Source organism: Xanthomonas sp. WHRI 8393, assembly GCF_040203315.1.
GTDB classification, from domain to species: domain Bacteria; phylum Pseudomonadota; class Gammaproteobacteria; order Xanthomonadales; family Xanthomonadaceae; genus Xanthomonas; species Xanthomonas arboricola.
In genome coordinates this window covers 1-14,944 of sequence record NZ_JBEGGL010000007.1, presented here as the reverse complement: position 1 = coordinate 14,944, position 14,944 = coordinate 1, and the positions used below count along the sequence as shown (strand labels likewise).

Genomic DNA, 14,944 nt, shown 5'->3' with positions numbered 1-14,944 from the left:
CGCAGCGCGCGGCCCGCTCCGACAGGCGTAGGCGGTCGACGTCAGGCGTCGCCCGAACAGACGCCGCTCGACGTCAGACGTTGATCGAGCAGGCGCCGCTGGACGTCAAATGTTGATCGAGCAGACATCGCTCGCACAGATATCCCGCAAGGCTGACAGGCGAAGACGCGGGTCAGTCTTTCCGGCTCAAGCCAGACGAATGCACGCGATCACGGTCACCTGCCTCCCGGAGCCGGCGTACGTGCGCGATCATCCGGCGCTGCAATCGCGGCGCCGTGTGCAGCGTGGTCATGCAACAGCCAGACCGCATCCCAGTACGGATACCCACCGATCCGCGCGGCCAGCCCTGCGCGTAATGGCAACGCCACCAGCGCGCGCGCGAACTGTCGATGGTCCTCAGTCGGTGCAAGCGCCGACGCCTGCATCTGCGGCTGCCACACCGTCCCACCACGGCCGCGCGCGCGATTGACCGCCTCGGCAGCCGCCTGTCGTGCGACCGCAGCCAGTTGCAGCAGCGCAGCCTTGCCCGGCGCCTGCAACAGCGCACACCAACTGTCCGGCAGCAGCACCCAGCACAGCAACTGCGCACCCTGCCAATGACCGGCCGCCGCAAGATTGGCCGCGGCCGCTCGCGCGCAACGCCAGTCGGCAAACAACGGCACCTGCTGATGCGTGTCCAGCCGCAGGTGCCAATGCGCCGCAAGCGGCGCCGACCCGGACAACGGACGATGGAGGAGCGCGCTGGACATAGGCACAGCATGCCGATGAGCAAACAGCCGCGGCATTGGCCACGCGCCTCATTCCAGGTCGGTAACCAGCGCATCGCGACGTACGAAAAAACGCGTTGACCCCAGCTAGCGAGCCCCTGCCGTTATCCACTGAAAGCAGAGCCAGTGCAGCACGCTCAATCCAGCTCAGCTACGCAGCCAGCATCGCCTCAAAGCCCGGAAACGTGGAGCGGGAGTGCCGCACTTACGAATCCCCACTCCCCACTCCCCAATCCCAGCTCAATGCACCGCCCGATCCCGCCTCCAGCCGCGATGCTTCACATCCAGATACAGGCTGTAGAACGCGGTGAACGCCGGAAACAGGTTCTGCAGCACGCCCACCGAATCCTGCTTGGCCGAGAACACGAAGTAGCTCAGCGTCATCAGGCTGCCGACCACGCTCATGTACCAGAACATGCGCGGGATCACCGGCTTGCCGGCGCGCTTGGAAGCGACGAATTGCACCAGCCAGCGGCCGCCGAACATCAGTGCGCCCACATAGCCGATCAGCTTCCAGCCGGTGACATGCAGCCCGGTCCAGTACAGCCAGGTCAGCGGTTGATCCAGCCAATGCAGTTCCATCAGCGCTCCTGCACCACGGTGCGCTTGCTGCGGGTGATCAACCAGGCCACGCCGCGCAGGTCGCGGATGCCGACCAGCGCGCGATTGAGGTTGTTGTACTTGGACACGCCGGCGGTGCGATGGCGGTGATGCACCGGCACGCTCACCGTGCGCCAGCCGGCGCGCTGCATCAACGCCGGCAGATAGCGGTGCATATGATCGAAGTAGGGCAGGTCCAGGAACGCCTCGCGCTCGAACAGCTTGATGCCACAGCCGGTATCGGGGGTGTTGTCGTGCAGCATGCGCGAACGGATCGCGTTGGCCCACTTGCTGGCCCAGCGCTTGGACCCCGAATCCTGGCGGTTGACCCGCCAGCCGGCGAACAGCTTCACCTGCGGCTCGGCACTGGCGCGGGCGGTCAGCAGCTTGGGAATGTCGGCTGGGTCGTTCTGGCCGTCGCCGTCGAGCGTGGCGATCCAGCTCGCACGCGCGGCCTTGACGCCGTTGCGCACCGCCGTGCTCTGGCCGCTCTGGGTGACGTGATGCAACACGCGCAGTTCCGGCGTGGTGGTCTTCAGGCCTTGCAGCACCGCCAGGGTGTCGTCGCGCGAGTGGTCGTCGACATAGACGATCTCGAACGCCACCAGCCCGCGCAAGGCGGCGACGATTTCGCCGACCAGGGCGGCGACGTTGTCGCGCTCGTTGAACACCGGGACGACGACGGAAAGCTGGGGTTGGCTCATGGATTCGTGGTGCCAGATGAAGGCTGAGCGAAAAAGATCGCGCATTGTGCCCTGACTGTCTGAGTCAGGCATGAAGCGAACCTGTGCCTTAGGCGCGCTCACCGAAATAACTGCGGCACCAGTCCACCACCTGCGGCAGGCCGTGCTCGACCGGGGTGGCCGGCTCGAAGCCGAAGGCGGCGTGTGCGCGCTGCGTATCGGCCATGGTGCGGATCATGTCGCCCGGCTGCATTGGCCGGTAGACCTTCTCGGCCGGGCGCCCGGCGGCCTGGGCGATCACGTCGATGAAGTATTCCAGCTCCACCGGGGTGTGGTTGCCCAGGTTGAACACCCGGTGCGGCACTGGCTCGCCGCTGGGCGCGTCCAGCGCGCCCAGCACGCCGGCCACGATGTCGTCGACGAAGGTGAAGTCGCGCTGCATCCTGCCGTGGTTGAACACCTCGATCGGCCGCCCCGCCAGCACCGCGCGGCTGAAGATCAGCGGCGCCATGTCCGGCCGGCCCCACGGCCCGTACACGGTGAAGAACCGCAGCCCGGTCGCGCGCAGGCCGTACAGCTGCGCATAGGTGTAGCCCATCAGTTCGTTGGCGGCCTTGGTCGCCGCATACAGCGAGCGCGGCTGGTCCACGCGCTGGTCTTCGGAAAACGGCGGGGTGGCCGAGTCGCCGTACACCGAACTGCTCGAGGCATACACCAGGTGCTGCACGCCCCGATGCCGGCACAGTTCGAGCATGTTGACGAAGCCGACCAGGTTGCTGTCGACGTAGGCGGACGGGTTTTCCAACGAGTAACGCACCCCCGCCTGCGCGGCCAGATGCACCACGCGCGTGGGCCGGATCTGGTCGAACAACGCGGCCAGACCGTCGCGGTCGGTCAGGTCCAGCGTGCGGATGTCGATGCCCGGGCACAGCGCCGCCACCCGGTCGCGTTTGAGCTGCGGGTCGTAATAGCTGTTGTAGTTGTCCAGGCCCACCACCGATTCACCGCGCGCAGCCAGCGCGCGGCAGGTGTAGGCCCCGATGAAACCGGCGGCGCCGGTGACGAGAATGGTCATTGCAGTGGTCCTGGAGATATCGGAAGCGGGCGGGCAGGTGGCGCTCAGAACAGCCCGAAGCGCTTTTTGGCGACGTTGACGCGATCGAGCGCAATGATGTCCCCAATCCCCTTGGCATCGAAGCGATCCAGCAGCGCATCGCTGCCGTCCTTCAGTTTCAGCGCCATCTCCTCCGGATACAGCGGCACCACCGTCATGAACACGATGGTCTTGTCGGCATCGATGGCCAGGCGCGCAAATCCCTCGGGCGTGCTCACCGGCGGCAGCACGATGGCGCCATCGAAGCGCACGCCGGGTGCGTAGGGTTCGGCCGGGTGGCCATTGGGAATGGTGTGGCCGAAGCCCAGCCAGGTCTCGAACTTGTGCGGCAGCCGGGCCAGGGTCTTGAGCAGGCGGACCGGCCAGTAGTGGCGCGGGTCTTCGAAGTCGCGCTGGTCCATCGGCCAATCGGCGGGCAGGCTCAGCATCAGCTCCATGTACTGCGGCGCTTCCACGCCCTCGGGCAGGGTCATCGGCCGGTCGCTCATGCCCGAGGTCACCAGCCGCAGGTACGGGACATCCGCGGTGGCGGGCACCACATGTACGTCCAGATGCACGGCGTCGGAAATGATTTCGTGCAGCACGGCCGAGATCGGCCCCAGGTGCTGCTCGATATGTGCGCTGATCTGCTCGATGCAGTCGCCGCCGTGTGCCGGCTCGAATGCCTTTTCCTGCGCGTGCAGCATCAGCGTGCTGCCGCCGGGGCTGATCTGGCCGTCTTCAGTGCTCATGGGTTGCTCCGGTTGATGGCCGCACCTGATCGCATGCGCGCACTCACCCCAGACTGAGCGGTGCTTCGCTGGCCAGGGTTGCCTTGCGTTCGGCGCTGAACGCCCACCAGGGCCGTGGCGCCTCGCCTTGCATGAAGCGCGTGATCGACAGGAACACGTCGATCACGCAGGGGTCGTGCAGCACGCCGGTGCACAGACACAGCTGCGCATACATGTCGTAGGCATCGCGACCGCGCAGTTGCGCGGCAACCCGGATGCCGATCCGCTGCAGATCCTTTTCGCAGGCCGGCCCCACGTTCGGCAGGTCGGTCAGATGCAGCAGGTGCTTGCGATCGACCTTGGCGGGATTCATTGCCGGGGATGCTCCTGGTGCGGGTGCACAGGCTCAGCTGCGCTGCAGGCGCAGGCGTTCGAGCACGCCGTCCAGCGTGTCCAGGTCGGTGTAGTGGATCACCAGCTTGCCCTTGCCGCCTCGGCCGTGGTTGAACACCACCTTGGTACCCAGCGATTCGGACAGTTCGGTCTCCAGCGAGGCGATATCGGCCTGCGGCGCAGCGGCGGCCGGCTTGCCCTTGCGCAGGGCACCGGGCACCTTGCCGGCGGCAAACTGCTGCGCACGGTGTTCGACCTCGCGCACCGACCAGCCCTGGTCGGCCGCTTCTTGCGCCAGCTTGCTGGCCAGCTCCGGCGCCAGGGTGAGCAGCGCCCGCGCATGGCCCATTTCCAGGCGGCGGGTTTCCAGCAGCACGCGGATCGCCACCGGCAACTCCAGCAGCCGCAGCAGGTTGGACACCGATGCGCGCGAGCGGCCCACCGCACCGGCGGCCTCGGCGTGGGTCAGCGAAAATTCGTCGATCAAGCGCTGCAGCGCCTGCGCTTCTTCCAGCGGGTTGAGGTCTTCGCGCTGGATGTTCTCGATCAGCGCCATCGCGATGACGGTGCGGTCGTCCAGCTCGCGCACCACCACCGGGACTTCGCTCAGCCCGGCCAGCTGCGAGGCGCGCCAGCGACGTTCACCGGCCACGATCTCGAATTGCCCCGGTGCCAGCTCGCGCGCCACGATCGGCTGGATCACCCCCTGCGCCTTGATCGACTCCGCCAGCTCGGCCAGCTTGACCTCGTCCATCTCCTTGCGCGGCTGGTACTTGCCCGGCTGCAACTGGGTGACTGGCAACCGGCGCAGGCTGTCGCCCGGCTGCAAGGCCTCCTCGCTGGCCACGCTCGGCGCCGCGGCGGCGGCCGCGCCCTTCGGCCCCAACAGCGCTTCCAGGCCACGGCCCAGGCCGCGCTTCTTTGCGGGGATCGGCTTATTCATCAGACGGTCTCCACGGGCCGGTAGGCCTTGTTGCGGTCGTTCTGGCGGCGCACGATTTCGCCGGCCAGCCCCAGGTAGGCCACGCCACCGCGCGAGGTGCGGTCGTAACCGACGATGCTCTGGCCATGGCTGGGCGCCTCGGCCAGGCGCACGTTGCGCGGCACGATGGTGCGGAACACCTTGTCGCCGAAATGCTCGGTCAGCTCGGCCGACACCGCATTGGCCAGGTTGTTGCGGATATCGAACATCGTGCGCAGCACGCCTTCGATTTCCAGCGCCGGATTGAGGTTGGCGCGCAACGCCTCGATGGTTTCCAGCAGCGCGGTCAGTCCTTCCAGCGCGTAGTACTCGCACTGCATCGGCACGATGATCGAATCGGCCGCGGTCAGGGCATTGAGCGTCAGCAGCGACAACGCCGGCGGGCAGTCGATCAGGATGAAGTCGTACTCGTCGCGGATCGGCGCCAGGGCGCGCTTGAGCCGCTGCTCGCGCTCGCCCTGATCCATCAGCTGGATCTCGGCCGCGGTCAGGTCGATGTTGCCCGGCAGCAGGTCGAAGCCTTCCGGCGCGGTGACGCGGATTTCGGCGGCGGTGTTTTCGCCCAGCAACAGGTCGCAGGTCGAGGCGGCCACGTCGCGCTTGTCGATGCCGCTGCCCATGGTCGCGTTGCCCTGCGAGTCCAGATCCACCAGCAACACACGCTTGGGCGCGCGCGCCAGGCCGGCCGCCAGATTGACCGCGGTCGTGGTCTTGCCGACGCCGCCTTTCTGGTTGGCAATGGCGATGATCCGGGCCATGCGGGAGAGCCTCGTGGGCAGGGAGTAAGACCGGCCATTATGCGGGCAGGGCGTCGGATCGGGAAATGCCGCCCGCCGCAGTGCGCTGCACGGGCGGGAATGACGGCTGCGCCGGTCAGCCGGTTGGCGCCGCGCCGGCCGGCGGCTCCTTCATCGCCCGATAGCGCTGCAGGATGTCGGCGATCTCGCCGTCCAGCGCCACCCGTTGCTGCTCGAAGCTGGTCTGCAGACGCAATTGCGCCATCAGTTCGCGATGGCGTTGCTGGATGTCGGCGGCCAGCTTGTCGGCCACCGCCTGGCCGGCCAGTTCGCGGTCGCCGGCGCTGCGCAGCATGCTGGCCAGCCCTTCGCGCAGGCTGGTCACGTTGAAGCGCGCGGTGTGGATGTTGTTGTCGACGATGGCGATGCGCTCGTTGAAGACCCGGCGCAGGTCGTCCTCGCTCTGGTAGGACATCAACATCGCTTGGTCGGTGCGCTGGCGCATCTGCTCGGCGGCCAGGTCGGCCTGGCGTTGCTGCTCGCTGGCGGCTGCTGCGGCGCGCTCGTCGCTGCTCATGGCGCGCTGCACCTCGGCGCTGCGCAGGCCGCTCTTGGCGTTGAATTCGTCACGCGCCTGATTGACCGCCTCCGGCGGCAGCGTATCGCTGCACACCCGGGCGCCGTTTTGGTTCCAGCAATACAGCTTCTTCGCGGCCGGCTTGTCCTGCGCGATGGCAGGCGCGGCGGCCACGGCTGCCGCAACGGCGGCGAGTAACGCCAAACGGGTGTGTCTCGGCATCATCGCAGCCCCCTGTCGCCTGCCGTCAGCCTGTGGTGTCGGTGCCGTAGCGGCCACGATAGGCCAGCAGCGGTTCCCGGAAGCCGACAAGGTCGGCGTTTCCTGCCGCAAAAGCAAGCAGGTCGCCCAGGTTGGCCACCGCGATCACCGGGATGCCGGCCTCGGCCGCCACCGCCTGCGCAGCCGAGCGGCGATCCTGCTCGGAGGCGATCTCCTGCCGGTCCAGCGCCACCACGATCCCGGACGGAATGCCGCCGGCGCCACGGATGATGCCCAGCGCCTCGCGGATCGCGGTGCCGGCGGTGATCACGTCGTCGACGATCAACACCTTGCGGCCCTCAAGCGGCGCACCGATCAGGCTGCCGCCCTCGCCATGGTCCTTGGCTTCCTTGCGGTTGAACGCCAGCGGCAGGTCGCGCCCGCGCCCGGCATAGGCGCAGGCCAGCGCGGTCGCCAGCGGGATGCCCTTGTAGGCCGGCCCGAACAACAGGTCGAACTCCACCCCAGCCGCGTCGATCGCATCGGCGTAGCACTGCGCCAGCTGCGCAGTCTTGGCGCCCGAATCGAAGCGCCCGGCATTGAAGAAATACGGGCTGAGCCGCCCGGACTTGAGCGTGAACTCGCCAAAGCGCAGGGCATCGGCGCCCAGGGCCAGCTGCAGGAAACGGGTGCGGTGGTCGGTCATGGTGACGAGATTGGGGAATGGGGATTCGGGATTGGAAAGCATAGCCGGTCGCGCCTTGCGGCATCCGCTGATGCGGTACGCTTTCCCGAATCTCCAATCCCCATTCCCGAATCCCGGCTCTTCATTCATGCGCATCATCAGTTTCAACGCCAACGGCCTGCGCTCGGCCGTCACCAAGGGTTTCTTCGAGTGGTTCGCCGACCAGGACGCCGACGTGCTGTGCGTGCAGGAGACCAAGGCCCAGGAGCATCAGCTGGCCGGTCCCAAGTTCCTGCCCAGCGGCTACAAGGCCTGGTTCCGCGACGCCAGCACCAAGAAGGGCTACAGCGGCGTGGCCATCTACAGCAGGCACGAGCCCGATGAAGTGCGCACCGCGCTGGGCTGGCCCGAGTTCGACGAAGAAGGCCGCTATGTCGAAGCGCGCTTCGGCAACCTCAGCGTGGTGTCCTTCTATATTCCATCCGGCTCCTCAGGCGAGTTGCGCCAGGGCTACAAGTTCCAGGTGATGGAATGGCTGCGGCCGATCCTGGAACAGTGGCTGGCCAGTGGCCGGCAGTACGTGCTGTGCGGCGACTGGAACATCGTGCGCTCGGCGCTGGATATCAAGAACTGGAAGTCCAACCAGAAGAATTCCGGCTGCCTGCCGCCCGAGCGCGACTGGCTCAACGGCCTGTGTGCCGATGCGCTGGAAGACGCCAACGCCGCCAGCGGCCGCGGCTGGGTCGATACCTACCGCGTGCTGCATCCCCAGGGCCAGGAATACACCTGGTGGAGCAACCGCGGCGCGGCGCGCACCAACAACGTCGGTTGGCGCATCGACTACCAACTGGTCACCCCCGGCCTGCGCGACAAGGTGAAGGCCTGCTCCATCTACCGCGAGCAGCGCTTCTCCGACCACGCGCCGTACATCGTGGATTACGCGGAGTGAGTGAGGGCGCGCGGCTGGCAGAGACGAGCATGGGGACGGTTGGCCAGGCCCCCCAGCGGTGTGCTTCTAGCCACCCCATGGAGATCAACGTCGAGTGCGTGCAGGCTGTGCCTGGCCGCGGCCTGATGGCGATGGATCCTTCATGGAGCCAATCATGCGTTTCCGGCAGGTCAATCCGTGCAGCGGCTAGCGATACTGCCCGCCCGGCAACAATCAGCACCCGTTCCCAGCGGCCACGCGCATGACCAAGCCTGTACCCAACTACAAAGGACTGCGCGGCATCCGGCAGGCCTTCGCCACGCCATCGGCGGCAACCATGGCACTGCTGGGTTTCGGCAGCGGTCTGCCGTTTCTGTTGATCGCCTCGCAGACCCTGTCCACCCGGCTGCGCGACGTCGGGCTGGATCTGGGCAGCATCGGTCTGATCAGCCTGGCAAGCTTTTTTTACCTGCTCAAGTTCCTGTGGGCTCCGCTGATCGACCGCTATGCGTTCCCGATCACCGCGTTTCTGGGCCGCCGGCGTTCCTGGCTGCTGGTCTCGCAACTCGGCGTCACTGCCGGCCTGTTCGCACTGGCGTTTTCGCGCCCGGACATGAGTGTCACCGGCCTGGTCGCCTGGGTGCTGTTCGCCTCGTTCTGGGGCGCCACGCAGGATTCGGTGGTGGATGCCTACCGCATCGAAATTGCCCCAGATACCGCGCAGGCCGCCTTGGCGGCGACCTACACTCTGGGCTATCGGATCGGCCTGATCCTCGGTGGCGCCGGGGCGCTGTATCTGGCCGAATACCTCAACTGGACTTCGGCGTACCTGGCCATGTCGGCGCTGATGCTGCTGCCGATCATCACCACCCTGGTATGCCGCGAGCCGGACCGGCCGCTGGTCACGGTGGTGCGTCGCATCGACGTAGCCGGCGCATTCTGGCAGCCCATTTCCAGTTTCTTCTCCAGCAATGGGCTGGCGCTGGGCATCGTCCTGCTGGCATTTGTCGGCCTGTTCAAGTTCCCGGATCAGGTGATCGGCGTGATGGCCGGGCCGTTCTATCTGGATTCGGGCTACACCAAGGCCGACATCGCCACGGTGTCCAAGCTGTTCGGCGTGTGGATGGGCATCGTCGGCGCGTTCGCCGGCGGTGCGGCGGTGGCGGCGTTCGGCTTCCGTCGCATGCTGCTGGTGGCCGCCCTGGGCGTGGCGCTGTCCAACCTGGCGTTTTTGTTGATGGCGCAGAACCCTGGCAAATTGTGGGCGTTCTACGCCGCACTCAGTGCCGACAATCTGTTCCAGGGGTTCGCCGGTACCGTGCTGGTGGCCTTCATGTCATCGCTGACAAATCGCAATTTCACCGCCACCCAGTACGCCTTGCTGGTGTCGCTGGCCAATTTGCCGGGTAAATTCGCCGGCGGTGTGTCCGGGTTCCTGGTCGAGGCCACCTCCTACAGCACCTTCTTCATCCTCAGCGCCCTAACCGTGGTTCCCACGCTGGCCCTGCTCGCCTGGCTGTGGCCGCGGCTGGATGCCCGCGATGGGCGCCCGGATTGAAACGGCCGCCAAGGTTGCCGATGATGCAGGCGGGGCAGCGCAGTGCACGAGGCAGGGCATGACCGATCTGGTGTTGCGGGACATCGATCCATTGCTGGTGGACAGGATCCGTCGCATCTCCGTCGCTCGCGGCTGGACCCAGCACCAGACCGTGATGCATCTGCTCGAACAGGGCCTGTTCGCCAGCGAATACGAAGTCACCGGCGGCCTGCAACACCCGGAAGTCGATGCCCTGGCCGAAGCGATTGCCGCGCTCAAGGCGCTGCCGGCGGGGAATAGTCCGTAGCTGCAAACGGTCAGCCAGCGCTGCCTCGCGTGCGAATCCATCCGGCGCGAGGATGCTGCGACTGCGGGCGCTCGCAACTGATCCAGGCCTGTCACGCCGGATGGATCGCCCCCAGCAACCGCGGCCCGGCCGCCCCGGTCACCGACGGCAGATTGGCGGCCCGGCCTGCGAGCAGCTCCGCGGCCAACCATGCGAACCCCATCGCCTCCAGATAGTCCGGATCCAGCCCATGCCGCGCGCTGGATTCCACCACCACGCCCGGCAGTCGCGCCGCCAGTCGTGCCATCAATACCGGATTGCGCACCCCGCCACCGCACACCAGCACCCGGCGGGTATCGGGCTGCAGCCGCAGCAACGCGTCTGCGACACTGGCCGCGGTCAGTTCGAGCAGGGTCGCCTGCACATCGGCCGCAGACAGCGCCACGTCTCCCAGCGACCGCATCGCCTGCATCGCCCAGTCCAGATGGAACTGCTCGCGCCCGGTGCTCTTGGGCGGCGCCAGCGCAAACCACGGGTCGGCCAGCAACGCCTGCAGCAGTGGGGTATCGACGCGCCCGCTGGCGGCGAACGCACCGTCGGCATCGAACGCCGTGCCGCGATGCTGCTGGCACCAGCTGTCCAGCAATGCATTGGCCGGCCCGGTATCGAAGCCCAGCACCGCGCCATCGCGCGGGATCAGCGTCAGGTTACCGATGCCGCCCAGATTGAGCACCGCGCGGTCTTCATCGCCCGTGCCCAGCATGGCCAGATGAAAGGCCGGCATCAGCGGCGCGCCCTGACCGCCGGCAGCCACATCGCGACGGCGGAAATCGGCCACCGTGGTAATGCCGGTGTGCTCGGCAATCCGGCTGGCATCGCCGATCTGCCAGGTAAAGGCCGGATCGGCCTTGGGGCGATGCCGAATGGTCTGCCCATGCGAGCCGATCGCGCGAACGCGCCCACGCGCGACGCCGCTGTCGCGGATCAGTTGATTGGCCGCGGCCGCAAACGCCAGCCCCACCTGCGCATCTAGGTGTCCAAGCGCATCGATGGCGATCACGTCGGCGCCCTGGCCCAGCATCACCAGCGTGTCGCGCAGTTGCGGCTCCCAGGCCACGGTGGTGCCGGCAACCAGTTCGCAGCGGCGATGGCTGTCATCGGCAAAGCGCACCAGTGCGGCATCGATGCCATCGGCGCTGGTGCCCGACATCAGGCCCAGGTAGATCGGGGATTCCAGGTGTTCCGGAGCAGACATGCCAGAGCCAGTTGCGCAGTGGTCATGCAGCTTGTGCAGCCGGGGTGGGAGAGTCAACCGCCCCGGCATGCCTCGCGGTGAGGCCAATCGGCTCTACGCTCGTCAGTCAGCGCTGCACCGGCAGCGCCGACTGTCGCATCGGCGTCCGGGTTCTCACTTGTAGGCAGCCTTACCCCGGCGCTGGCCGGGATATCGCGTGAGCTCAACCCTTCGCGAACCGCTCCGCAGCCATCCGACCGGCGATGGCCATGTCGGCGGCTGAGGAGTCAGCCGCCGCCACTCAACCGCGCGGCTTGCCCTTGGCGGGCTTGCCGGCGTCGGCGTAGATCAACTTCTCCATGCCTTCGATACGCGCCAGCGCCGGCGCCGTCTGCGCGCGGAAGGCGGCCAGCTCGGCACCCTGCAAGGGCTCGGGCGGCGGCATGGTCACCGACATCGGGTTGCGCTGCTGCCCGGCAACGCGGAATTCGTAATGCAGATGCGGGCCGGTCGCCAGGCCGGTCATGCCGACATAGCCGATCACCGTGCCCTGGTTGATGCGCTGGCCGGCCTTGATCTTGCCGAAGCGCGACATATGCCCATACAGCGTGCTGAAGTTCCTGCCGTGGTCCAGGATCACCACATTGCCGTAGCCGCGCTGGGTGCCGACGAACACCACCCGCGCATCGCCGGCAGCCATGATCGGCGTGCCCGAGGCTGCCGCGTAGTCCACGCCCTTGTGCATGCGCATGGTGCCCAGCACCGGATGCTTGCGTGCGCCAAAGGTCGAGCTGATGCGGCTGTAGGCCACCGGCATGCGGATGAAGCTCTTCTTCAACGGCCGGCCGGTGATGTCGAAATACTCGGCCGGCTTGCCGGCACGCTCGAAGCGGAAGCCGGTGTAGGTCTTGCCGCCGGTGGTAAAGGTCGCTGCCAGGATGTCGCCGGTATTGATCCGCTCGCCCTCGCGCCAGGTTTCGTCCATCACCACGCTGAAACGATCGCCCGGCTGCAGATCCTTGTCGAAGTCGATGTCGTACTTGAAGATCTCGTCGGTCATGACCGCCACCGCTGCCGGCGACAACCCCGACTTGCCGGCCGAGGCGTACAGCGAGCTGCTGATTTCCCCACTCGCCACCACCGTGCGCGTGGTGGTCGCCCGCTCGGTGACGTTCTCGCGCACGCTGTCGCCCAGCAGGCGCAGCTCCACGCGGTGGCTGTCGTCGCGGTCGAAGCGCAATGCGCGCAACTCGCCCGGCGTCGGCATATCGAAGGCAATCTCGGCGCCCGGACGCAGCTTGGTCAGCGCCTCCTTGGTGCCCGGATGCGCCAGTACCTGGTACATCACCGCGGTCGGGATTCCCAACTCGCCGAACAAGGTGCTCAGCGTCTGCCCGGACTTGACCTGCAGAATTTCCCAATCGGTGCTCGGCGCCAGTTGCTTGCGGCTCGGCACCAACGGCGGCAGCGGCAAGGCCAGCGTGGAATGGCTGGACAGCGGGGTATCGATGGCATTGGAGAAGCCCGGCACGATCGTGGCCACCAGCGCACCGATGGTCGCGAACAGGCTGGCATGGATCCAATGACGGCGTGTCCACCGGTCGTTGAACGCCGCCGGGAGATGCGCCTTGAGCTTGCGATGCAGGGCAGTGTCGTGAAGGACGTGGAGGCGTTCGTGAAAGCGCCGCTTGCGTGCACGGCCCTGCTCTGAGTTCTGCATCGTTCAAATTCCTCGCTGGCTCGAAGTGCGAGCCCAATCGCCGGTACCATAGACAGCCTGTAACAGCGCGTCAAACCATTGAGCCTGTTCAACATTTTCATTTGGCGCGGAATTAACCCGCGTTTAACATCGTTCACGTTGTTGACGGCAAACGCCGCTGGAGTCTGTGGTTGGCCACTATCGAAGAATCCCTCGCACTCATCGGTCGCGGCACCGAGGAGATCCTCAAGCTCGATCAGCTCGAAGCGCGACTGAAATCAGGTGTGCCCCTGCGGGTCAAGGCCGGTTTCGATCCCACCGCGCCGGATCTGCATCTGGGCCACACCGTGTTGCTCAACAAGATGCGGCAGTTCCAGCAGCTCGGGCACCAGGTGATCTTCCTGATCGGTGACTTCACCGGCATGATCGGCGACCCGAGCGGCAAGAACGTCACCCGCAAGCCGCTGAGCCGCGACGATGTGCTGGCCAACGCGCGTACCTATGAGGAGCAGGTCTTCAAGATCCTGGACCGCGAACGCACCGAGGTGCGCTTCAACTCCGAGTGGTTCGGCCAGATGAGCGCGGCGGACATGATCAAGCTGTCCGCGCAGCACACGGTGGCGCGCATGCTCGAGCGCGACGACTTCGCCAAGCGCTTCACTGGCCAGCAGCCGATCGCCATCCACGAATTCCTGTATCCGCTGGTGCAGGGCTACGACTCGGTCGCCCTGAAGGCGGACGTCGAACTGGGCGGTACCGACCAGAAGTTCAACCTGTTGATGGGCCGTGGCCTGCAGGAGCACTACGGCCAGGCTCCGCAGGTCGTGCTGACGATGCCGCTGCTGGAAGGCCTGGACGGCGTGGCCAAGATGTCCAAGTCGCTGGGCAACTACATCGGCATCAACGAGCCGGCCATCGACATCGTCACCAAGACCATGAAGATCGGCGACGAGCTGACCTGGCGCTGGATCGATCTGCTGTCTTTCGACATCAGCGTGGCCGAAGCAGAGCGCCTGAAGGCGCAGGTCGCCTCGGGTGAACTGCACCCGCGTGAGGTCAAATTGCGGCTGGCACGCGAACTCACCGCACGTTTCCACGACGCTGCTACCGCAGAGCAGGCCATTGCCGGCTGGCACGCGGTAGTGACAGGGCAGGGCGACACCAGTCTGTTGCCGCTGCAGCAGGTCGCTGTACCGGCCGAAGGTCTGCGCATCGCAAGCCTGCTCACCGCAGCCGGCCTGACGCCGAGTAATTCGGAAGCTACGCGCAAGCTCAAGGAGCGAGCGGTCAAGATCGATGGCGAAGTGGTCGAAGATCCGGCACGCCAGTTCGGGCCAGGTTTCGAAGGCGTCATCCAGGTAGGTAAACGCAATTTCGCCCGTGTGGCGCTGGTCGGCGGCTGAGCTGCCGCGAGGTTGCTGCATAGCGGCAACCCCGCTGCGCGGTGACCTCTATATAAAGAGGGGTGTAACGCCTGAGTCGGATCGGCGGCTTGCCATAACGCACTACCAGGGCGTGCCGTTGCAGCAGAGAAGCAGATCGTGAAATTTTTTTCACAAAACCCTTCCCAAATGCTCCGCTTGGGCCTATAGTTCGCCTCCCCCGACGCAACGGACCCGCAAACGCGGAACCAGAGCGGAAAGGGTTCGAAAATTCCCTGATTTAGGGTGTTGACGAAACGGAAAAGCCGGCTATGATGGGCGGCTCGCTACACGGAAAGACGCTACGGCGGATTGAAGTGCAGCGGCGGCAACTTCCTCTTCACGAGGGGTTGACGAAGATGAAAAGCCTGCTAATATGGCCGGCTCGCT

Annotated in this window: 16 protein-coding genes; 4 read left to right on the top strand and 12 right to left on the bottom strand. The window is 66.2% G+C overall.

Translation table 11 applies throughout. The features are described from left to right. Positions 1 to 215: 215 nt before the first annotated feature. The 10 genes from ABQ137_RS18430 to pyrE all read right to left on the bottom strand — a co-directional run bounded on the left by ABQ137_RS18430 (position 216) and on the right by pyrE (position 7,470). The gene (locus ABQ137_RS18430; RefSeq protein ID WP_503021237.1) at positions 216 to 749 is read right to left on the bottom strand and encodes a hypothetical protein; all 534 of its coding nucleotides are present in this window, start codon (positions 747 to 749) and stop codon (positions 216 to 218) included. 258 nt (positions 750 to 1,007) lie between these two features. Next, complete coding sequence (locus ABQ137_RS18425; RefSeq protein ID WP_016901963.1) at positions 1,008 to 1,349, bottom strand: lipid-A-disaccharide synthase N-terminal domain-containing protein; 342 nt, start codon at positions 1,347 to 1,349, stop codon at positions 1,008 to 1,010. Further along, positions 1,349 to 2,071, bottom strand: coding sequence for a glycosyltransferase family 2 protein (locus ABQ137_RS18420; protein WP_024940453.1), 723 nt, complete (start codon positions 2,069 to 2,071; stop codon positions 1,349 to 1,351). The genes ABQ137_RS18425 and ABQ137_RS18420 overlap by 1 nt, the downstream gene beginning before the upstream one ends. 88 nt (positions 2,072 to 2,159) lie before the next feature. Continuing rightward, positions 2,160 to 3,125, bottom strand: a complete 966-nt coding sequence (locus tag ABQ137_RS18415) for an SDR family NAD(P)-dependent oxidoreductase (RefSeq protein ID WP_349783332.1) — start codon at positions 3,123 to 3,125, stop codon at positions 2,160 to 2,162. Positions 3,126 to 3,169: 44 nt separating this feature from the next. Next, positions 3,170 to 3,895 carry a suppressor of fused domain protein gene (locus ABQ137_RS18410; RefSeq protein ID WP_228912382.1) on the bottom strand — a complete coding sequence of 242 codons (726 nt, stop codon included), beginning with the start codon at positions 3,893 to 3,895 and terminating at the stop codon, positions 3,170 to 3,172. Between the two features lie 43 nt (positions 3,896 to 3,938). After that, a complete protein-coding gene (locus tag ABQ137_RS18405; protein WP_024940456.1) occupies positions 3,939 to 4,247 on the bottom strand; it encodes a helix-hairpin-helix domain-containing protein in 309 nt (102 codons plus the stop codon). Positions 4,248 to 4,280: 33 nt separating this feature from the next. Beyond that, on the bottom strand, positions 4,281 to 5,210 hold the full coding sequence (locus ABQ137_RS18400; protein ID WP_024940457.1) for a ParB/RepB/Spo0J family partition protein: 930 nt from the start codon (positions 5,208 to 5,210) through the stop codon (positions 4,281 to 4,283). Next, positions 5,210 to 6,007 (bottom strand): ParA family protein, encoded by a 798-nt coding sequence (locus ABQ137_RS18395; protein ID WP_016901957.1) that lies wholly within the window; start codon positions 6,005 to 6,007, stop codon positions 5,210 to 5,212. Before ABQ137_RS18395 ends, ABQ137_RS18400 begins: the two co-directional genes overlap by 1 nt. 115 nt (positions 6,008 to 6,122) lie before the next feature. Further along, positions 6,123 to 6,788: a hypothetical protein gene (locus ABQ137_RS18390; RefSeq protein WP_102251044.1), complete on the bottom strand. Its 666-nt coding sequence runs from the start codon at positions 6,786 to 6,788 to the stop codon at positions 6,123 to 6,125. Between the two features lie 22 nt (positions 6,789 to 6,810). Then, positions 6,811 to 7,470: an orotate phosphoribosyltransferase gene (gene pyrE / locus ABQ137_RS18385; protein ID WP_024940459.1), complete on the bottom strand. Its 660-nt coding sequence runs from the start codon at positions 7,468 to 7,470 to the stop codon at positions 6,811 to 6,813. A gap of 127 nt (positions 7,471 to 7,597) precedes the next feature. Here pyrE and ABQ137_RS18380 point away from each other — a divergent pair, with 127 nt between their 5' ends. The 3 genes from ABQ137_RS18380 (at position 7,598) to ABQ137_RS18370 (ending at position 10,221) form a co-directional block, all read left to right on the top strand. Beyond that, positions 7,598 to 8,398 (top strand): exodeoxyribonuclease III, encoded by an 801-nt coding sequence (locus ABQ137_RS18380; protein WP_349783331.1) that lies wholly within the window; start codon positions 7,598 to 7,600, stop codon positions 8,396 to 8,398. 241 nt (positions 8,399 to 8,639) lie between these two features. Further along, entirely contained in the window at positions 8,640 to 9,935 is a 1,296-nt protein-coding gene (locus tag ABQ137_RS18375; RefSeq protein ID WP_016901953.1) for an AmpG family muropeptide MFS transporter, read from the top strand. Between the two features lie 58 nt (positions 9,936 to 9,993). After that, the gene (locus ABQ137_RS18370; RefSeq protein WP_016901952.1) at positions 9,994 to 10,221 is read left to right on the top strand and encodes a hypothetical protein; all 228 of its coding nucleotides are present in this window, start codon (positions 9,994 to 9,996) and stop codon (positions 10,219 to 10,221) included. Between the two features lie 91 nt (positions 10,222 to 10,312). On the opposite strand, the gene ABQ137_RS18365 is transcribed toward ABQ137_RS18370, so the two are convergent. Continuing rightward, a complete protein-coding gene (locus ABQ137_RS18365; protein WP_349783330.1) occupies positions 10,313 to 11,455 on the bottom strand; it encodes an anhydro-N-acetylmuramic acid kinase in 1,143 nt (380 codons plus the stop codon). 280 nt (positions 11,456 to 11,735) lie between these two features. Further along, entirely contained in the window at positions 11,736 to 13,154 is a 1,419-nt protein-coding gene (locus ABQ137_RS18360; protein ID WP_024940463.1) for a M23 family metallopeptidase, read from the bottom strand. A gap of 170 nt (positions 13,155 to 13,324) precedes the next feature. Between ABQ137_RS18360 and tyrS the strand changes: the two genes are divergently transcribed. Further along, positions 13,325 to 14,536: a tyrosine--tRNA ligase gene (tyrS, locus tag ABQ137_RS18355; protein WP_054591282.1), complete on the top strand. Its 1,212-nt coding sequence runs from the start codon at positions 13,325 to 13,327 to the stop codon at positions 14,534 to 14,536. Positions 14,537 to 14,944 lie beyond the last annotated feature (408 nt).